The organism is Kitasatospora sp. NPDC040550 (assembly GCF_055594965.1).
On the sequence record NZ_JBVIWC010000018.1, the window covers coordinates 63,728 to 82,976 of the forward strand.

Annotated in this window: 17 protein-coding genes and 2 tRNA genes; 9 read left to right on the forward strand and 10 right to left on the reverse strand. The window is 74.0% G+C overall.

The features are described 5' to 3' along the window. Positions 1–68: 68 nt before the first annotated feature. Complete coding sequence (locus ACZ58X_RS25270; RefSeq protein ID WP_470335877.1) at positions 69–854, reverse strand: SLATT domain-containing protein; 786 nt, start codon at positions 852–854, stop codon at positions 69–71. 366 nt (positions 855–1,220) lie between these two features. Between ACZ58X_RS25270 and purD the strand changes: the two genes are divergently transcribed. From purD to ACZ58X_RS25290, 4 genes are all read left to right on the forward strand, one after another. Next, a complete protein-coding gene (gene purD / locus ACZ58X_RS25275) occupies positions 1,221–2,468 on the forward strand; it encodes a phosphoribosylamine--glycine ligase (protein WP_470335878.1) in 1,248 nt (415 codons plus the stop codon). A 643-nt stretch (positions 2,469–3,111) separates the two neighbouring features. Continuing rightward, positions 3,112–4,692 carry a hypothetical protein gene (locus ACZ58X_RS25280; RefSeq protein ID WP_470335879.1) on the forward strand — a complete coding sequence of 527 codons (1,581 nt, stop codon included), beginning with the start codon at positions 3,112–3,114 and terminating at the stop codon, positions 4,690–4,692. Between the two features lie 235 nt (positions 4,693–4,927). After that, positions 4,928–6,466, forward strand: a complete 1,539-nt coding sequence (locus tag ACZ58X_RS25285) for a N,N-dimethylformamidase beta subunit family domain-containing protein (protein ID WP_470335880.1) — start codon at positions 4,928–4,930, stop codon at positions 6,464–6,466. Positions 6,467–6,576: 110 nt separating this feature from the next. After that, positions 6,577–7,476: a phosphoribosylaminoimidazolesuccinocarboxamide synthase gene (locus ACZ58X_RS25290; protein WP_470335881.1), complete on the forward strand. Its 900-nt coding sequence runs from the start codon at positions 6,577–6,579 to the stop codon at positions 7,474–7,476. Between the two features lie 30 nt (positions 7,477–7,506). Here the strand turns inward: ACZ58X_RS25290 and ACZ58X_RS25295 are convergent, their stop codons facing one another. The 7 genes from ACZ58X_RS25295 to ACZ58X_RS25325 form a co-directional block, all read right to left on the reverse strand. Then, positions 7,507–8,127: a response regulator gene (locus ACZ58X_RS25295; protein WP_470335882.1), complete on the reverse strand. Its 621-nt coding sequence runs from the start codon at positions 8,125–8,127 to the stop codon at positions 7,507–7,509. 62 nt (positions 8,128–8,189) lie between these two features. Then, positions 8,190–9,416 (reverse strand): sensor histidine kinase, encoded by a 1,227-nt coding sequence (locus ACZ58X_RS25300; protein ID WP_470335883.1) that lies wholly within the window; start codon positions 9,414–9,416, stop codon positions 8,190–8,192. A 91-nt stretch (positions 9,417–9,507) separates the two neighbouring features. Further along, on the reverse strand, positions 9,508–10,335 hold the full coding sequence (locus ACZ58X_RS25305) for an ABC transporter permease (RefSeq protein ID WP_470335884.1): 828 nt from the start codon (positions 10,333–10,335) through the stop codon (positions 9,508–9,510). After that, on the reverse strand, positions 10,332–11,342 hold the full coding sequence (locus ACZ58X_RS25310; protein WP_470335885.1) for an ABC transporter ATP-binding protein: 1,011 nt from the start codon (positions 11,340–11,342) through the stop codon (positions 10,332–10,334). The genes ACZ58X_RS25305 and ACZ58X_RS25310 overlap by 4 nt, the downstream gene beginning before the upstream one ends. 159 nt (positions 11,343–11,501) lie before the next feature. Further along, positions 11,502–11,577: transfer RNA gene (locus ACZ58X_RS25315), tRNA-Gly, on the reverse strand. A gap of 40 nt (positions 11,578–11,617) precedes the next feature. After that, positions 11,618–11,690: transfer RNA gene (locus tag ACZ58X_RS25320), tRNA-Gly, on the reverse strand. A gap of 142 nt (positions 11,691–11,832) precedes the next feature. Further along, positions 11,833–12,150 (reverse strand): histone-like nucleoid-structuring protein Lsr2, encoded by a 318-nt coding sequence (locus ACZ58X_RS25325; protein WP_030056585.1) that lies wholly within the window; start codon positions 12,148–12,150, stop codon positions 11,833–11,835. A 468-nt stretch (positions 12,151–12,618) separates the two neighbouring features. Between ACZ58X_RS25325 and purS the strand changes: the two genes are divergently transcribed. From purS to ACZ58X_RS25345, 4 genes are all read left to right on the forward strand, one after another. Further along, complete coding sequence (gene purS, locus ACZ58X_RS25330) at positions 12,619–12,873, forward strand: phosphoribosylformylglycinamidine synthase subunit PurS (RefSeq protein ID WP_030278336.1); 255 nt, start codon at positions 12,619–12,621, stop codon at positions 12,871–12,873. Further along, entirely contained in the window at positions 12,870–13,547 is a 678-nt protein-coding gene (gene purQ, locus ACZ58X_RS25335) for a phosphoribosylformylglycinamidine synthase subunit PurQ (protein ID WP_470335886.1), read from the forward strand. The genes purS and purQ overlap by 4 nt, the downstream gene beginning before the upstream one ends. Next, entirely contained in the window at positions 13,547–15,802 is a 2,256-nt protein-coding gene (gene purL / locus ACZ58X_RS25340) for a phosphoribosylformylglycinamidine synthase subunit PurL (RefSeq protein ID WP_470335887.1), read from the forward strand. The genes purQ and purL overlap by 1 nt, the downstream gene beginning before the upstream one ends. A gap of 65 nt (positions 15,803–15,867) precedes the next feature. Further along, complete coding sequence (locus ACZ58X_RS25345; RefSeq protein ID WP_470335888.1) at positions 15,868–16,680, forward strand: maleylpyruvate isomerase family mycothiol-dependent enzyme; 813 nt, start codon at positions 15,868–15,870, stop codon at positions 16,678–16,680. A gap of 240 nt (positions 16,681–16,920) precedes the next feature. Here ACZ58X_RS25345 and ACZ58X_RS25350 read toward each other — a convergent pair whose 3' ends face one another. Continuing rightward, positions 16,921–17,625, reverse strand: a complete 705-nt coding sequence (locus tag ACZ58X_RS25350; RefSeq protein WP_470335889.1) for a hypothetical protein — start codon at positions 17,623–17,625, stop codon at positions 16,921–16,923. A gap of 136 nt (positions 17,626–17,761) precedes the next feature. Beyond that, complete coding sequence (locus ACZ58X_RS25355) at positions 17,762–18,556, reverse strand: DUF3152 domain-containing protein (RefSeq protein ID WP_470335890.1); 795 nt, start codon at positions 18,554–18,556, stop codon at positions 17,762–17,764. A gap of 251 nt (positions 18,557–18,807) precedes the next feature. Between ACZ58X_RS25355 and ACZ58X_RS25360 the strand changes: the two genes are divergently transcribed. Beyond that, the gene (locus tag ACZ58X_RS25360) at positions 18,808–19,239 is read left to right on the forward strand and encodes a DUF3151 domain-containing protein (RefSeq protein WP_360227450.1); all 432 of its coding nucleotides are present in this window, start codon (positions 18,808–18,810) and stop codon (positions 19,237–19,239) included. Positions 19,240–19,249 lie beyond the last annotated feature (10 nt).

The window sequence follows — 19,249 nt, forward strand, 5'->3', positions numbered from 1 at the left end:
CAGGCCTCAGCTCCCAGACCTCAGGCCTCAGGCCTCAGCTCCCAGACCCCGGGCCCCGGCCCGTCCGGCTAGCGCAGCGGGCCCTCCGGCGGCCGCTGACGCGGCATGGTGGGCCTCGTCCCCGGTGGCGGCAGCACCCGCACCTGGGCGCCCACCCCGGCTTCGGTGCGGCCGCCCCAGGTCCCCGCGGACTGGGTGGGCAGCTGGGTCATCGAGGCGCGGAACTCCAGCATCCACTCCGAGGTCTCGGTGCGGACCATGTCCGAGACGTCCTCGCAGAACCGGCGCAGCACGCCCAGGCAGCGCTCGGCGGCCTCGCCCGCGGTGCCCTCGGTCGGGCCGAGCACCTCGCGCACGCACTCCGACGCCCAGTCGAACTGGAAGGCCTCCAGGCGGCGTTGCAGCGCCTGCGCGGTGGAGACGTCCCGCATCCAGCCGGAGGTGAGGCCGAAGACCCGGTCGGCGCCGTAGCAGGCGGCGGAGAGCCCGAAGCCCACGTAGCCCCAGGCGGTGCCGTGGGCGAGCGTGCCGGTGAGGCCCACCAGCGGGGCGGTCACCCCGCCCGCCGCGAAGCCGGCCGACCCGAAGCGCAGCAGGCGCGCCCAGCGGCGCTTCCAGATCCGGTCCCGGCGGTACCACTCGATCGCCTCGACCGCCCGCTCCTCGGACCAGCGGTAGAGCTCCTCCAGCCGCTCCGCGGGCTCGCCCCAGTCCCCGAGCGGGAACTGGCGGGCGCTCAGATCGGTCCGGTACCGGGTGGAGGCCCGCCGGGCCACGGCTGCGGCGGGCTGGTCCTCCTCACCGATCTCCTTGCCCCAGGCACTCTCCTCGGGCTGCATTTCCGGCTGGCTCACCTGTGGGGCTCCCTGTGGCGGGCGGGCGGCATGGTCTGTCGGCGCATCGGCTGACGCGACGTCCGCCGGTGGTTGTCCAACAGCACTTCTTACCGCCAAATGGCTGACCGCGGGGAGCTTCCCCGGTGATCGTTACCGGTTTCGGCCACCGGAACACGAGGTGGGGCGGTTGCGGGACCCGGGGAGATTTCACCCGTCCGAGCGAGGCGCCGGTGACCCGCCGTCCTGACCCGGACACCCGGCGCCCATCCGACCCGGTCCGACTTGGAGGATCCTCCTAGCTCATCGGTGTACGGACGGCTCCTCCTGGAGGATCCGACGGGACCGGAGAGCGGCCGGAACAGGCCACCGACTACGCTGCCAGGCGTGAAGGTCCTCGTCATCGGCGGCGGCGCCCGCGAACACGCCCTGTGCCGCTCCCTGTCCCAAGATCCCTCCGTGACCGAGCTGCACTGTGCCCCGGGCAACGCCGGGATCGCCCAGGTGGCGACGGTCCACCCCATCGACCAGTTGGACGGCGCCCAGGTCGCCGCACTCGCCGCGGAACTCGGCGCCGACCTCGTGGTGGTCGGCCCCGAGGCCCCGCTGGTGGCCGGCGTCGCCGACGCCGTCCGCGCGGCCGGCATCCCGGTCTTCGGTCCCTCCGGCGCGGCCGCGCAGCTGGAGGGCTCCAAGGCCTTCGCCAAGGACGTGATGGCCGGCGCCGGCGTGCCCACCGCCCGCTCGTACGTCTGCACCACCGCGGAGGAGGCCGCCGAGGCGCTGGACGCCTTCGGCGCCCCCTACGTGGTCAAGGACGACGGCCTGGCGGCCGGCAAGGGCGTCGTGGTCACCTCCGACCGCGCGGCCGCGCTGGCGCACGCCGCCTCCTGCGAGCGGGTGGTCATCGAGGAGTACCTCGACGGCCCCGAGGTCTCGCTGTTCGCCGTCACCGACGGCACCACCGTGCTGCCGCTGCAGCCCGCGCAGGACTTCAAGCGCGCGCTGGACGGCGACGAGGGCCCCAACACCGGCGGCATGGGCGCCTACTCGCCGCTGCCCTGGGCGCCCGCCGGGCTGGTCCAGGAGGTCCTGGACACCGTCCTGCAGCCGACCGTGGACGAGCTGCGCCGCCGCGGCACCGAGTTCTCCGGCCTGCTGTACGCGGGCCTGGCGCTCACCTCGCGCGGCACCCGGGTGATCGAGTTCAACGCCCGCTTCGGCGACCCGGAGACCCAGGTCGTGCTGGCCCGGCTGCGCACCCCGCTGGCCGGCGTCCTGTTCGCCTCCGCCACCGGCACCCTGGACCAGCTGGAGCCGCTGCGCTGGGACGAGGGGGCCGCCGTCACCGTGGTCGTCGCCTCCGAGGGCTACCCGGCCGCGCCGCGCACCGGCGACCCGATCGAGGGCCTCGCCGAGGCCGAGGCGGACGGCACCGCGTTCGTGCTGCACGCCGGGACGAAGGCGGACGGGGACGGCCGGGTGCTGAGCGCCGGCGGCCGCGTCCTGTCGGTCACCGCGACCGGCACCGACCTGGCCGAGGCGCGCGACCGCGCGTACGCGGCGGTGGACCGGATCTCCCTCAAGGGCGGCCAGCACCGCACCGACATCGCGCTCAAGGCGGCCAACGGCTGACGCCACCGCGACCCCGGCGGCCCCCGTGCGAACCCTTCGCACGGGGGCCGCGCTCATGGCGGGCCGTGACGGGGCTCGCGGGCGAGCCGGGCTCCGGCGGCGGGCGGGCCCCGAGGACGGGCGGAACAACCCGCAGGGCGCAGCGTCCGCGGCGTTTCCCCGGTCGGAGCGGTTGCGGGGCCCGACGCACCGATCGGCGGGCGGATTCCAGCCCATCGGGTGACAGCACCCGCATCCGGCTGACGTAACCGGGCGCCCGGCCTTATGGTGCGCTGGATCGCCGTGCGACGGTGCCGTGCGCCGGGGTCGCCGCCGGGTAGCGGCGCGCCCGCGGGGGGATGCTGGACGGCGATCGGCCGGGTGGCCGCCCGGTGCTTCGCACCGGACCGGTAGCGGCCTCCGGGCGGCGTCGCCGGACCGACGGCGGCGTCACCGGGACGACCGGGCGGTGTCACCGGGACGAGTGGAAACCGGGGCGATCCGGAACGCCCGCCCGGACCGGGGCGTCGAAAATGTCAGTAGCGCCACACAGCATGCACTGCCGGGATCGGACGCCTCCGCTTCCCGGTCGGAACTGATCGTTTCGAGTCGCCTCAGGGCCCGTGGCGGGTGCCCGAGGGCTCCGAAGGGGGTGCCGCACCGTATGGCCGTCGACACCGCGCGCGCTCACGCCCAAGCGGTCCTGCGGATCCGGGGCCTCGCCCTGGCCGTGGCCGTCCTGCCCGCCGCCGTGGCGGTGGTCCTGCTCGCGGGCCGGTTCACCGGCCGGATCGGGGCCGCCGGCTCCTCCGACGCCGCCGGCTGGGACGCCGTCCGGTGGGTGGTCTGCGCGGTCGCCGCGCTGACCCTGCTGGTGGCCGGGCTGACCGCCCGGGCGCTGCGCCGGGCCGTCCCGCCACAGATCCCGGCGGTGCCGGTCGAGCGGGCCGGCGCCCCCGAGCTGTACCGGCTGATCGACGAACTGGCCGAGCGGCTGGACGTCCCGGCCCCGTCCGCGGTGGCGCTCACCCCGGACTGCGACAGCTGGCTGGAGGACGTGGCACCGCCGCGCCGCCCCCACCCGCTGCGGCCGCACCCCGAGCCCGCCGCGCCGGTCCTGGTGATCGGCTCGCCGTTCCTGTGGTGGATGCGGTCCGGCGAGCTGCGCGCCCTGCTCGCCCCCGTGGTGGCCGGCACCGCGGCCTCCGCCGACCCCGAGATCGCCGCCGCCCGCCGCTTCCTGCGCGCCCTGGACGCCTGTCTGGACTCCGGTCCGGCCGCGGCCCCCGGTCTCGGCGGCGGCACCCTGACCGTGCCGCCGGCTGCGCCCCGCCGGGGCCCGGCCCGGCTCGCCGACCGGATCGCCCGGCGGGTCACCCGCCGGCTGCTGGGCGCCTGCCGCGGCCACTCCGCCGAGCTGGAGCGGTCCGTCGCGAGCTGGGCCTCCGAGCAGGCCAGGACGGTCGACTACGGCCTGCGGATCGCCGCCCAGGAGCAGGTCGGCCTGGCCTACGCCGGCTGGGACCGGCTGCTCACCCGGGTCGCGCTGCCCGCCTGGCGGCTCGGCCGCCACCCCGCGCACCTGAACGCCGGTGTGGTTGCCGCGCTCACCGAGCTGTCCCGCCGGGACCGGCTGGCCGACGGCTATGGCACCCGGCTCGGCGACCGCCCCGCCTGCGACCTGCTGGAGGAGCCCGGCACGGTGGACCGCGCGGTCTCCCGACTGGCCGCCGAGCTGTTCTTCGGCCGCCCGGCGGCCGGCGCCTGGCACGAGCTGGAGTGGGCCGACTACCCGGCCGAGGTGGTGGACGCCGGCTGGCGGGCCCAGGCCGCCGCCCTGCAGTCCGCCCTGGACCGGCTCGCCCCGCAGTCCCGTCCGGGCGCCCCGACCCTCACCCGGCTGCTGGTCCGGCTGGCCGAGGGCGACGGCGAGCAGCTGGCCGCCGCCCTGGCCGCCCAGCTGGCCCGCACCACCACCCCGGCCCCGGTGCTGGAGCCCGACCGCACCGGCCGCGACCTGCTGGTCGACCACGTCACCGCGATGGTCTGCTGCGCCGCCGTGGACACCGCGGGCGGCGCGCCCGGCCTGGACTGGCTGGACGGCCCGGTGCTGCTGCTCGGCGGGGTCCGCCGCACCGACCTGGCCGGCCCGGTCGCCCAGGCCGTGGAGCAGGGCCAGGACGGTCCGCTGCGCGCCTGGCTGGACGCCGCCGAGGTGCGCCTGGAGAAGCCCGTCCGCCTCTGAGGCCCCGGCCGCCCCGGCCGCCCCGGGCGGCGCTCGGCACCCCGGCACGCGCCCCCGGGAGCCCCGGCCGCCGGCCGTCTCCGCAGGCCGGAGGCCCCGTCCCGGCGGAGCGGAAGATTCCCGACACCAATTGCGACCGCGGGGTGACGGAGCGCCAGCACTGTGTGGTGTATTAGACCGCACGCACATCCGGGGGGCACGTGCCACCGGACGGAAGTGCACCTGGGAGGGGCGCGTGGGCACCGAACTCAACCGCCGCTGGGAGTCGGGCACGCACGCTTACAGCGTGTCCGACCCCTTCGGCCAGGGCCCGCTGCCCTGGCTGCGCAGCCCCGACCAGTACCTCGCCGGGGCCGAGGGCGCCGTGCCCTGGTACGTCTCGGTGGACGCGCCCGGCCAGCAGCCGCTGTCGGCGGGGGTGCGGCCCAAGCCGCCGGTCGGCACTCCGCAGAGCTCCAACGACGTGGACCAGCAGATCAAGGGCTTCGCCTCGGCCGGGGTGATCCGCCCCGGCGGCTCGGTGGACTTCCGGGTCACCGTCAACCCGCCGCGCGAGTTCACCGTGGACGTCTACCGGATCGGCCACTACGGCGGCGACGGCGCCCGCCACATGACGTCCAGTCCGCTGATCTCAGGGCTGGCCCAGCCCGCGCCGCTGGTGGTCGAGCGGACGGTCTCCTGCCACCACTGGTGGCACTCCTGGCGGTTGCAGGTCCCGCTGCACTGGCCGCCCGGCGCGTACGTCGCCGTACTGACCACCGCGGACATGCTGCACCGCAGCCACATCCCTTTCACCGTGCGGGACTTCGCCGACCAGGGGCGGACCGCCGAACTGCTCCTGGTGGTCCCGGACGTGACCTGGCAGGCGTACAACCTGTTCCCCGAGGACGGCCGGACCGGCGCCAGCCTCTACCACGCCTGGGACGGCCGGGGCGGCCTGGTCGGCGAGCCCGAGGCGGCCGTCACCGTCTCCTTCGACCGCCCGCACGCCACCGCCGGGCTGCCGTTGCACGTCGGCCACGCGTACGACTTCATCCGCTGGGCCGAGCGCTACGGCTACGACCTCTCCTACGCCACCGCGACCGACCTGCACGCCGGGCTGGTCGACCCGGGCGAGCACCGTGCACTGGTCTTCCCCGGCCACGACGAGTACTGGTCCGAGCCGATGCGCCGGGCCGCCGAGCGGGCCAGGGACGGCGGCACCTCGCTGGTCTTCCTGTCCGCCAACACCATGTACTGGCGGGTCGAGCTGACCGCCGCGGCCTCCGGCGAACCGAACCGGCTGCTCAACTGCCGCAAGCGGCAGAAGGTCGGGCCGGGCAGCCCGGCCGCCGGGGTGCCCGGTGCGGCCAGCGCGCTCTGGCGGGACGCGGGGGAGCCGGAGCAGCACCTGCTGGGGGTGCAGTACTCGGGCCGGGTGGCCGCGCCCGTCCCCCTGGTCGCCCGGCACACCGCGCACTGGCTCTGGGACGGCACCGGGCTGCAGGAGGGCGACGAGCTGCCCGGACTGGTCGCGGGGGAGGCCGACCGGTACTACCCGAAGGTCGCGCTGCCCGAGCACACCGAGCGGGTGCTGCTGGCGCACTCGCCGTACCGGGACCTGGCCGGCCGCACCCGCTACCAGGAGACCTCGCTGTACCGGGCGCCCAGTGGCGCGTACGTCTTCGCGGCCGGGACCTTCGCCTGGTCGCCCGCCCTCGGCCGCCCCGGACTCACCGACGAACGGGTCCAGCGGGCCACCGCCAACCTGCTGGACCGGCTCTGCAAGAACTGAGCCCCGGGCTCCCCGGGAGCCCGGTCGGGCGGGCGTGAAAGACTGCGGGGGCAGTGACCTCCCCTTTCGCGGTGCCCCACGCCGTGAACGACCCCTGAGGACTGAACACCTTGAGCGGATTTGTCACCAAGCCCGAGCCGGTCCAGGTACCCGGCCTGGTCCACCTGCACACCGGCAAGGTGCGCGACCTGTACCGCACCGGGTCGGGCGAGCTGGTGATGGTGGCCAGCGACCGGATGTCCGCCCACGACTGGGTGCTGCCGAACGAGATCCCGGACAAGGGCCGGGTGCTCACCCAGCTCTCGCTCTGGTGGTTCGAGCGGATCGCCGACATCGTCCCCAACCACGTGCTCTCCACCGAGGTCCCGGCCGGCGCCCCCGCCGACTGGAAGGGCCGCACGCTGATCTGCAAGAGCCTGGACATGATCCCGGTCGAGGCGGTCGCCCGCGGCTACCTGGCCGGCTCCGGCCTGACCGAGTACCGGGAGAGCCGCACGGTCTGCGGCATCGCCCTGCCGGAGGGCCTGGAGAACAGCTCCGAGCTGCCCGCCCCGATCTACACCCCGGCCCTCAAGGCCGAGGTCGGCGAGCACGACGAGAACGTCCCGTACGAGGAGACCGCCCGCCGGATCGGCGCCGAGCTGGCCAACCAGGTCCGCCGCACCACCCTGGACGTCTACGCCCGCGCCCGCGACATCGCCCGCGACCGCGGCATCATCCTGGCCGACACCAAGTTCGAGTTCGGCCTGCTGGACGGCGAGCTGATCATCGGCGACGAGGTGCTCACCCCGGACTCCTCCCGCTACTGGCCGGCCGACGAGTACGAGCCGGGCCGCTCGCAGGCCTCCTTCGACAAGCAGCTGATCCGCGACTGGCTGGTCTCCCCGGCCTCCGGCTGGGACCGCTACAGCGAGCAGCCGCCGCCGGAGCTGCCCGCCGAGGTGGTCGAGCAGACCCGGGCCAAGTACATCGAGGTGTACGAGCGGCTGACCGGCACCAGCTGGGTCTGAGCCCCGCCGCCGCCCGCGGGCACGGGACGGTCAGATCCAGCCGTGCTCGCGGGCGATCCGCACCGCCGCGTGCCGGTTCTCGGCGCCCAGCTTGGTGGCCGCCGAGGACAGGTAGTTGCGCACGGTGCCCTGGGACAGCCCGGCCCGCCCGGCGATCTCCGCGATCGGGGTGCCGTCCGCGGCCAGCTCCAGGACGTCCGTCTCGCGCGGGGTCAGCGGGGTCTCCCCGGCGCTGATCGCGTCCGCCGCCAGCTCCGGGTCCACGTACCGGCCGCCGGAGAGCACGGTGCGGATGATGCCGGCCAGGTCGGCCGCCGAGACGGTCTTCGGCAGGAAGCCGCGCACCCCGACCTCCAGCGCCCGCTTGAGGTAGCCGGGGCGGCCGTGGCCGGTGACGATCATGCAGCGGCAGTCCGGCAGCAGCCGGCGCAGCTCGGCGGCCACCTCGATGCCGTCCTTGCCGGGCATCTGGAGGTCCAGCACCGCGACGTCCGGCCGGTGCGTCCGGGCCATCGCCAGCGCCTCCGGGCCGGAGCCGGCCTGGGCGACCACCTCGAGGTCGTCCTCCAGCGAGAGCAGCGCGGCCATGGCGCCGCGGATCAGGTGCTCGTCGTCGGCGAGCAGGACGCGCACGGGCGGGGTGTCGGTCATCGGACGGCCTTCCTCGGCGGCGGGATCCGCGCGGTGGCGGCGGGATCCGTGGTGGCAGGGGGTCAGAGCGGTACGGCGGCGAGCATCCGGAAGGTGCCCGGTACGGCCGTCGGGACGGTCAGTTCGCCGTCGTGGGCGGCGAGCCGCTCGCGCAGGCCGCGCAGCCCGGTGCCGGCGCCCTGGGAGGGCAACGGGACCTCCGGCACCCCGTCGTTCTCCAGCTCCAGCACCACCCGGCCGTCCTCCCGGCGCAGCCGGATCCGGCAGTGGGCGGCCTCGCTGTGCCGCAGCACGTTGGTGGTGGCCTCGCGGATCACCCAGCCGAGCACCGACTGCACCGGCAGCGGCAGCCCGTCGGCGGTCTCGCCGAGGTCGATCTCGCAGGTGATGTCGGCGGAGCGCAGCACCGCCCGGGCGCCGATCGCCTCGGCGCGCAGGTCGGCGGTGCGGTAGCCGCGGACGACGTCCCGGACCTCGCGCTGCGACTCCTGGGCGATCCGCTGCACCTCGGACATCTGCTCGGCGGCCTCCGGGCGCCCGCGCTTGGCGAGTTGGACGGCGAGTTCGCTCTTCAACGCGATGGTGGTGAGGTTGCGCCCCATCACGTCGTGCAGGTCGCGGGAGAAGCGCAGCCGCTCCTCGGCGACGGCCAGCCGGGACTGCGCCTCCCGGGCGGTGTCCAGCTCCCAGACGACGGCGGTCACCCACGCGGCGCTGCGGCAACTGCCGATCAGGACGACGGTGCCGATGAGCGCGCCGACCACCCACCCCGTGGTGGTGAGGAGGCTGATGCCGGCCAGCAGCATCGGGGGCGCGACCGCGAGCGGCGCGGCGACCGCGCTGACGAAGGCCCAGCGCAGCGGCAGGCCCACCCCGGCCGGTCCGGCGGCCCCGCCCACCAGGGCGGCGGCGATCACCGTGGTGAACGGCGGGCCGGGGTGGGGTGACGTCCCGTCGGAGGCCGGTCCGAGCAGCAGCAGGGCCCAGGAACCCCCGACCGCGAGGACGGCGTTGACGGCCAGCCAGCGTCGGTGGGTGCTGGGCCGCCCCAGGTAGTGGTCGAGCGAGGTGCGGTAGGCCCGGAGGGTGACCAGGACCGAGGCGAGGGACAGCACCAGGGCGACCCGGGCGGTGGAGGCCGAGCCCGTGATCCGTACCGAGGAGATGCTGGCCAGCAGGTTCACCGGCAGCCCGATGCACGCGACCAGGTAGAGCGACCAGCGGAAGTACAGCTCGGCGCGTTGCGGCTTGCCGTAGCCCTTCCAGCGGTGGATCGGCCCCCGGACCATCGCAGTGCCCCCCGTCTGCTCACGATCGTGTCGCTGTCTTCCTATCAGAGGTGGGCCGGGGACGGATCCTTCGGCTTCCCGTTCGCCCTGGTCAGCGGCGTGGTTCCCAGCGGAAGTAGCGGACCGCGCCCCAGATCGCGAGGCCCAGCCAGACCGTGCCGGTGATCAGGTGCGGGGCGGCGGCGCCCCAGCTGCCCAGGAAGTCGGTCGGGGCGGCCGAGCCGTCGGTGCCGAACCAGCCGACCCGGATCAGCTGGAAGGCCGGGGTGGTCGGCAGCAGTCGGCAGACGTCGGCGAGCTGGGAGGGCATGACCTCCAGCGGGACGAACAGGCCGGAGCCGAACTGCATGACCAGCATGACCGGCAGGGTGGTGATGCCCGCGCTCTCCACCGTCTTGGTGAAGGCGCTGGACAGCGCGGCCAGGGCGATCATGGTGGCCAGCGTGAGCAGCAGGCCGACCAGCATCAGCAGCGGGTTGACCGGCACCGCCAGGTGCAGGCCCAGGCTGCCGCCGACCCCGATCAGGGCGGCCATCAGCAGGCCGAGGGTGAGCGAGGGGACGGCCGTGCCGAGCAGGATCTCCAGGTCCCGGGCCTCGCCGGTGCGCAGCCGCTTGAGCACCAGTTCGCCGCGCCGCCCGACGTACGCGGCGGTCAGGTTGTAGTACACGACGAAGGCCAGGACCATCCCGACCGCGCCGTAGACCAGCATCGAGTCGATGTCCAGGCCGGGGTTGTTCTCGGCCTGCTGCTTGAGGACTCCGCGCAGCGAGCCGATCAGCACCACCGGCAGCACCACGGCGGTGAACAGGGCGGTGCGGTTGCGCAGCAGCAGGGTGGCCTCGGCGCGGCCGAGGGCGAGCAGGCGGCCGGCGGTGGTGCTCGGGGCACCCGTGGCGGTGGTGGCGGCGGTGGTCATCGGGCGGATCCGATCAGGCGGCGGCGGGCGGGACGGGCGGGGGCGGCGGGAGTCTGGGGCGGGGCCTGGTGGGCGGCCTCGGAGGCGATGGCGAGGAAGGCCTCCTCCAGCGAGGCGCTGCGGGCGTCCAGGGCGCCGAGCGCGATCCCGTGGTGGCGGGCCCAGCCGAGCAGGTCGGTGAGGGTGTCCTGGAGGCCGGTGCTCTGCACGGTGACCTTGCGGCCGTCGACGGCGACCTCGGCGCCGGCCAGGACGGGCAGCGCGGTCCCGGTGAACTCGGGGAGCTCGAAGGTGATCCGGGAGGGCCGGCCGGCGATCACCTCGGCGACGGTGCCGGTGGTGACGACCCGGCCGCCGTGCATGATGGCCAGCCGGTCGGCGAGCTCCTCGGCCTCCTCCAGGTAGTGGGTGGTGAGCAGCACCGTGGTGCCCTGGGCGCGCAGTTCGCGGACCAGCCGCCAGACGGCGGCGCGCGCCTCCGGGTCGAGGCCGGTGCTGGGCTCGTCCAGGAACAGCACCTCGGGGCGGCCGAGCAGGGCCATCGCGAGGTCGAGCCGGCGCCGTTCGCCGCCGGACAGCTGCTTGACCCGGACGTCGGCGCGGTGGCCGAGGCCGACGAGTTCCAGCGCCTCCGCCACCGGGCGGGCTCCGCTGGTCATCCCGGCCCAGGTGCGGCCGGTCTCGGCGGCGGTGAGCTCACCGGGGAAGCCGCCCTCCTGGAGCATGATGCCGATCCGCGGCCGGACGGCGGCGCGCTCCGCGAAGGGGTCGCGGCCGAGCACCCGGACGCTGCCGGCGCCGGGGGCGGCCAGGCCCTCGATGACCTCCATGGTGGAGGTCTTGCCGGCGCCGTTGGTGCCGAGCAGGGCGAACAGCTCACCGCGCCCGACGCTCAGGTCGACGCCACGGACGGCGTGGTACGCGGCGGCGCCGGTGCCGTAGTGGCGGTGCAGGTCGGTGACCTCGATCACGCTGTCGCCGGGGCGGGCGGGCTGGCTCTTTTCCATGCCCCGAGCCTTCCGCCGCCGGGGCCTGCCGGGCAGTGCGGGCCGTCATCGGTCCGCGGTGCGGATCCACGGGTCGGCGATGACAAATGTCATCGGAGGAACGGGGAGGACGTGCGGGAATACGCCGAAGGCCCCCTCGATCCGAGGGGGCCTTCGATCTGGAGCGGACGACGAGATTCGAACTCGCGACCCTCACCTTGGCAAGGTGATGCTCTACCAACTGAGCCACGTCCGCAGGGTAAAACTATTGAGTTGTGCTGTGCTCGCGCACTGCGAGCGGACGACGAGATTCGAACTCGCGACCCTCACCTTGGCAAGGTGATGCTCTACCAACTGAGCCACGTCCGCAGGGTGCCTGGTGGGGCACCCGCCGCCTCTTCGGATCTCTCCGTTGCGGCGACGAGGAATACTCTACAGCATCGTTCGGGGTGGTCGCCCCACCCTTTCGGTCCAGGCGGGCAGGGCGACCGGGGGCGGTGCCCCGACGGGGTCAGTTCGCCTCGGCGAACGCCTCGTACACGTGCTTGGGGATGCGACCGCGGGCCGGGAGTTCCATGCCGCGCGACAGGGCCCAGGCGCGCACGGCGGCCGGGTCCGGGGTGAGCGCGGTGCGGCGGAAGGACTTTCCGGTGCGGCTCTGCCGACGGCCGGCCGCGACGAACGGAGCGAGGGCCTCCCGCAGCTTTTCCGCGTTGTCCACGGACAGGTCGATCTCGTACGACTTCCCGTCGACACCGAAGTGGACGGTTTCCGCTGCGGCACCGCCGTCCAGGTCGTCGGAGAGCGTGACAACTACACGCTGAGCCATGGGTGTCAATCCTCTCGGGCAATTCGGCCGCCGGTTCGCGGAGTGCGCCCGCCGGCCTGATGTGCACCCACTCGCGCAAGCGCACACGGGCAGGCCTGGTGGCCCGCCGGATACGCAGCACTTGCCGCGACAGGTGGCCCTATTCTGCACCCGAAGGGGGTCGAAATCGAAGAGTCCGACATTCTTTTCCGGATATTCACGAGTCTTCGCGCTACTGCGGGATACCGGAGTGCGGGACGGGAGGATCTGTCCCCAAGTGCCGTATTCGGGTGTTCTTCGGGCAGTGCGGTTCGGGGCCCCGAATCCCGGGAAACGGGACGGCCTGGGCGGGGGGTGGGGGCGGCGGATCCCTTGTGGCGTAAGGGTCCTGGGTCTACGCGCGTCACCCGCCCCGGCCAGCAATCCTGCCCCGAACGGCCGGTAGTCTGGAGTTCCCCCGCCTCACCGAAGACACCACCGGGAGTGCCAGTGGCACGCGTCGTAGTCGACGTCATGCTCAAGCCGGAGATCCTCGACCCCCAGGGACAGGCGGTGCAGCGTGCACTGCCCCGTCTCGGATTCACCGGGATCGCCGACGTCCGCCAGGGCAAGCGTTTCGAGCTGGAGCTGGAGGGTCCGGTCGACGACGCCGCGCTCGCCCGTATCCGCGAAGCCGCCGAGACCTTTCTCGCCAACACCGTGATCGAGGACTTCACCGTCCGGGTCGAGGAGGCGGCGAAGTGACCACCCGCGTAGGCGTCGTCACTTTCCCCGGATCCCTCGACGACCGCGACGCCCAGCGCGCGGTCCGCCTGGCCGGCGCGGAGCCGGTCGCCCTCTGGCACCGTGACAAGGATCTCCACCAGGTCGACGCCGTCGTCCTGCCCGGCGGATTCAGTTACGGCGACTATCTGCGCTGCGGCGCGATCTCCCGCTTCTCGCCGGTGATGGAGACCGTCATCGAGCAGGCCAGGCTCGGAATGCCGGTGCTCGGTATCTGCAACGGCTTCCAGGTGCTGTGCGAATCGCACCTGCTGCCCGGCGCGCTCACCCGGAACGACTCGCTGCACTTCATCTGCCGCGACCAGAAGCTCCGGATCGAGAACGCCGGCACCGCCTGGACCGGGGATTACTCGGTGGGCCAGGAAATCGTCGTCCCGCTCAAGAACGGCGAGGGCCGCTTCGTCGCCGACGCCCACGTCCTGGACGAGCTGGAGGCCGAGGGCCGGGTCGTGGCCCGGTACCTCGACGTCAACCCGAACGGTTCGTACCGCGACATCGCCGGCATCAGCAACGCCGCCGGCAATGTCGTCGGCCTGATGCCGCACCCGGAGCACGCCGTGGAGCCGCTCACCGGTCCGACCACCGAGGGACTGGGCTTCTTCACTTCCGTCCTCAAGCAGCTGGTGAACGCCTGATGAGCCTCGACACCGTCAAGAACGCCGAGCAGACCCCGGACGCCGCCCAGCCGTGGGCCGAACTCGGCCTCAAGCAGGACGAGTACGCGCGCATCCGGGAGATTCTCGGCCGCCGCCCGACCGGCGCCGAACTCGCGATGTACTCGGTCATGTGGTCCGAGCACTGTTCGTACAAGAGCAGCAAGGTCCACCTCAAGCAGTTCGGCGACAAGAAGCCGGATTCGGACGCGATGCTCGTCGGCATCGGCGAGAACGCCGGTGTGGTCGACGTCGGCCAGGGCTACGCGGTGACCTTCAAGGTCGAGTCGCACAACCACCCGTCGTACATCGAGCCCTACCAGGGCGCGGCCACCGGCATCGGCGGCATCGTGCGCGACATCCTGGCGATGGGCGCCCGCCCGGTCGCCGTGATGGACCCGCTGCGCTTCGGCGCGGCCGACCACCCGGACACCCGGCGCGTGCTGCCCGGCATCGTCGCGGGCATCGGCGGCTACGGCAACTGCCTGGGCCTGCCGAACATCGGCGGCGAGGTCGTCTTCGACTCCTGCTACCAGGGCAACCCGCTGGTCAACGCGCTCTGCGTGGGCGTCATGAAGCACGAGGACATCCACCTCGCGCAGGCCTCCGGCGCCGGCAACAAGGTCATCCTGTACGGCGCCCGCACCGGCGGCGACGGCATCGGCGGCGTCTCGGTGCTGGCCTCCGAGACCTTCGACGACACCAAGCCGACCAAGCGCCCGGCCGTCCAGGTCGGCGACCCGTTCCAGGAGAAGCTCCTGATCGAGTGCACCCTGGAGATCTTCCGGGAGAAGCTCGTCAAGGGCATCCAGGACCTCGGCGGCGCCGGCCTGTCCTGCGCCACCAGCGAGCTGGCCTCGGCCGGCTCCGGCGGCATGCGGATCGACCTCGACACCGTGCACCTGCGCGACCACACGCTCTCGCCCGAGGAGATCCTCATGAGCGAGTCGCAGGAGCGCATGTGCGCGATCGTCGAGCCCGACAAGGTCGCCCGCTTCCTGGAGATCTGCGAGAAGTGGGACGTCATCGCCAACGTCATCGGCGAGGTGACCGACGGCGAGCGCCTGGAGATCTTCTGGCACGGCGAGCTCGTGGTGGACGTGCCCCCGCGCACCGTCGCCCACGAGGGCCCGACCTACCAGCGCCCCTACGCCCGCCCGAGCTGGCAGGACGCGCTCCAGGCCGACGCCCCCACCGCCGAGCGGCTGGCCCGCCCGACCACCGGCGAGGGCCTCAAGGCCGACCTGCTCAAGGTCGCGAGCCACCCGAACCAGGCCTCCAAGTCCTGGATCACCGACCAGTACGACCGCTACGTGCTCGGCAACACCGTGCTCTCGCACGGCGAGGACTCGGGCATGATCCGGATCGACGACGAGACCAACCTCGGCGTCTCGGTCGCCACCGACGGCAACGGCCGCTACGCCAAGCTGGACCCGTACACCGGCGCCCAGCTGGCCCTGGCCGAGGCCTACCGCAACGTCGCGGCCGGCGGCGCCAAGCCGCTCGCCGTCTCCGACTGCCTCAACTTCGGCTCCCCCGAGGACCCGGACGTGATGTGGCAGTTCGCCGAGGCCACCCGTGGCCTGGCCGACGCCTGCCTGGTGCTCGGCACCCCGGTCACCGGCGGCAACGTCTCGCTGTACAACCAGACCGGCGACGTCGCCATCCACCCGACCCCCGTGGTCGCGGTGCTCGGCGTCATCGACGACGTCACCCGGCGCACCCCGGTCGCCTTCGCCGAGGAGGGGCAGCTGCTCTACCTGCTCGGCGACACGGCGGACGAGCTCGGCGGCTCGGCCTGGTCGCAGGTCGTCCACGACCACCTCGGCGGCCTGCCGCCCACGGTGGACCTGGAGCGCGAGCGGCTGCTCGGCGACATCCTGATCGCCGCCTCGCGCGACGGCATGATCGACGCCGCGCACGACCTCTCCGACGGCGGCCTCGGCCAGGCGCTCGTGGAGAGCTGCCTCAAGGGCGGCCACGGCGCCCGGATCGTCGTGCCCGAGGGCACCGACCCGTTCGTCCTGCTGTTCTCGGAGTCGGCCGGCCGCGCCGTCGTGGCGGTGCCGCGCAGCGAGGAGCTCCGCTTCAACGACATGTGCACCGCGCGTGGCCTGCCGGCCACCCGGATCGGTGTCGTGGACGGCGACAGCCTCGACGTCCAGGGGCAGTTCAGCGTCACGCTGGCCGAGTTGAAGGACGCCCACACCGGCGTCATCGAGGCCCTGCTGGCCTGACCGGCTGTTGTCGAGGGGCGGACGGTTCAACTGAACCGTCCGCCCCTGGGCGTATCTTGGGCCCCATGCCCGCCAAGTCCCGTACGTACCAACCGCAGAAGGTCCGCACCGCGCTGGCCGCCCAGACCGGGGCGCTGCGCGCCGCCGTGACGGGCCTCGGCGACGCACAGCTGGACCTGCCCACCAGGGTGGGGGACTGGCGGGTGCGGGAGCTGCTCGCCCACCTGGCCGTCCAGCTCGACTTCGTCCCCGCGCACCTGGACGACCCGCTCCAGGGGCGCCCCCCGCTCGACCTGCCGGGCTGGGTGGCGGCGGTCGGCACGGTGGCGCCGCTGCTGGACGAGCAGGCCCGGGACCGGGCCGCGGCGGACTTCGCCGGGGACGCGGCCGCCGTCGCGGCGGCCTTCGGGCGCGCCGCCGACGCGCTGACCGGGCTGCTGGCGCGGCCCGAAGCCGCCGACCCGGTACGGCGGTTCGAGATCCGGCTCGGCTCGATGACGCTCGCCGACATGCTGGTCACCAGGCTGGTGGAGACCGTCGTGCACGCCGACGACCTGGCCGATGCCCTCGGCGGCGCCGCCTTCCCGCACGACCGCCAGGCCCTCGCCGCCGTCACCCGGCTGCTCGCCGACGCGCTGGCCGTCCGGGCCCCCGGCGGCGCGGTCGAGCTGCGGATCCCGCCGTACGCCGTCGTCCAGGCCGTCGAGGGCCCCCGGCACACCCGGGGCACCCCGCCGAACGTGGTCGAGACCGACCCGCTGACCTGGATCCGGCTGGCCACCGGCCGGCTGCCCTGGGCGGCGGCGGTGGCCGACCACCGGGTGTCCGCCTCGGGGGAGCGCAGCGACCTGGGGGCGTACCTGCCGGTCCTGGGATAGTGACCCGGGCCGGAGGCTAGGGCGTGTCTGACAATTCCCGCCGGGCGTGCGACGCTCCCCCAGCCTTCGGCCGGGAGGTACCCCCAGGGCACAAGCGCACCTCGCCGCGTTGTCGTCAGTCGCCGATGGCCCCCAGCCTTCGGCCGGGAGGTGCCCCCACCGCATGGACTCCCTCCTCCGCCTTGCGATGCACGCACCCCAACGCCGCACGCTGATCCGACGCGAATTGTCAGACACGCCCTAGTGCAGCTGGTCGACCAGGGCCGCGGCGGCCTTGCGCAGGGGTTCGCCGGTGAGGGCCTGGTCCGGATCGCCGGTGCTGGTGTTCTGGGACAGCATCAGGACGATGTCGCCCTCGCCCTGGTGCGCGATCCGGGCGAGGGCCGCGGTGCCCTTGCTGCCGAGGAGCCTGGTCTGGCCGGGGCCCGGCTGCTCGGTGGCGACCTGTTGGAGCGCGGCGACGGGCAGCCCGGCCGCGCGCTGGATGCCCGGCAGGAGCAGGTTGACGGCCACCCCGGGCTGCGGGACGGCGAACAGTTCGAGGTCCAGCCTCGCCGCGCCGACCTGGTAGGCGCAGATGACGTCGGCGTGCGGGGGAGTGGCCGGGATCGACGGCATGGTCGGCGGGTGGCTCGCGCCGGACGGCCACGGCTGCGGCGGCAGCCCGTCGCCGACGCTGCCCTGCACGCCGTGCCCGTACTCGTGGTCCGGGGTGACGGTGCCGGGGATCCCGGCCGCCTGCAGCGCCTTGCCGAGGTCGAGGCCGAACGGGCAGGTGTCCTGCTTGTCCTGCTGGAGCTTCTCGGCGGTCGAGCGGACGGAGCCGTAGGACAGCGCGCCGGGCCCGGGGACGCCCCCGGCCGAGGACGAGCAGGCGGCGGCGCCGAGGGCGATCCCGGCGGCGGCGAACACGGCGGTGAGCTTTCGGCGTTGGGCAGCGGTCATGATCGCAGGGTAGGCGCCGGGTGTCCCGGCGGACTGCCGATCAGGTCTCAACTCCGTTCCGAAGCGCGGATCCGTCCCGAAGCGAGGGTCCGTTCCGAAGTGCGGATCCGTCCCGAGCCGCGGCGCAGGACGCTCCTCAGGGCACGGCCGGGCCGCTCAGGTAGGTGCCCTCGGCCGAGTACGGCCAGGCGTTCGGCGCGCAGCCCTTGAGGCCGTAGATCTGCTGCATCATCGCGGGTGCGGGCTTGCCCGGTCCCGGGCAGGTTTCGTGGCCGTGGCCGATCCGGTGGCCGACCTCGTGGTTGATGATCAGCGCCCGGTACTCGTCCAGCGGCCCGTCGAACTGGGGTGAACCGGTGTTCCAGCGCTTGGAGTTGACGAGCACCTGGTTGCCGACGTTGCAGTTCACCTCGCCGTGGGTGTCCAGGCCGGAGGCGCCGCAGATCTTGTCGACGGTGGCCGGGGAGGCGATCTTCACGGTGAAGTCGTAGGAGCCGCCGGCCACCAGCTGGAAGGCGTTCTTGCGGTCGTTGGTCCAGCCGCGGCGGTCGCCGAGGATGCCGTGGATCTGGGCGGCGGCGGAGGCGGCGTCGATGCCGATGCCGTCCTCGACCTCCACCCGGTAGCGGCGCACGGTGCCGCGCCCGACCGCCTTGGCGTTGGCGGGGGCGGTGCTGAACGTGCCCGAGCCCTTGGTGGGGCCGGGGTCCGGGGCGGTGGGCGTGGGCGTCGGCGTGGGCGTCGGGGTGGGCGTCGGGGTGGTCACCGGGGTCGGGGTGGGGGCCGTCGACGGGGTGCCGGGTGCCTGTTCGGCGGGCGGGGCGAGCCGGGCCTGGGCGGAAGCGGCGGGGGCCGGGGCGTCCGGGGAGCGGTCCAGCGCGAAGGCCGCGGCGCCCAGCAGCAGTACGGAGGCCACCAGTGCCGTGAGCATGCCAGGTCCGATCCGGCGGGATGCCCGGCGACGGCGTCTGCTGCGAGCGTTCTTGGGCTGAGTGGCTCGCCGGCGGGCGGATCGGGCTGCGGGCACGCGCCACACCCTGACATGGCGAACGGGTGAATGTCCATATACCCGGTATGCAACCCTCGGGGGGCACCCTGCCGTGCGCGGCGCCCACCGGGCCAGCGGGCGGCCGATCACCGGGCGGCGGTTGACCCCAGGGCCCCGGATGGCAGACTGCACCCATGGCGATTCACAGGAATCTTCTCGACGGCCCCGAACCGACCCTCCTGCCGGAGGACGAGCAGCCCTACCGGATGCTGGCGGAGGAGTCCGCCTCACCGACCCAGGTGGCCGCGGAGTTCCCGACCTTCTGCCTCGCCTGGGCCATGCTCGCCGACGACGCCTACGCGGCCGGCCGGCACGTCGAGTCCTACGCCTACGCCCGCACCGGCTACCACCGCGGCCTCGACGCGCTGCGCCGCAACGGCTGGAAGGGCCACGGGCCGGTGCCGTGGGAGCACCGCGGCAACCGCGGCTTCCTGCGCTGCCTGGCGGCGCTCGCCCGGGCCGCCGGCGCGATCAAGGAGACCGAGGAGGAGGCCCGCTGCTGGCAGTTCCTCAAGGACAGCAGCGCGGAGGCGTACGCGGAGCTCAAGCCGTCGACCGAGCTGTAGGGACCCCGGA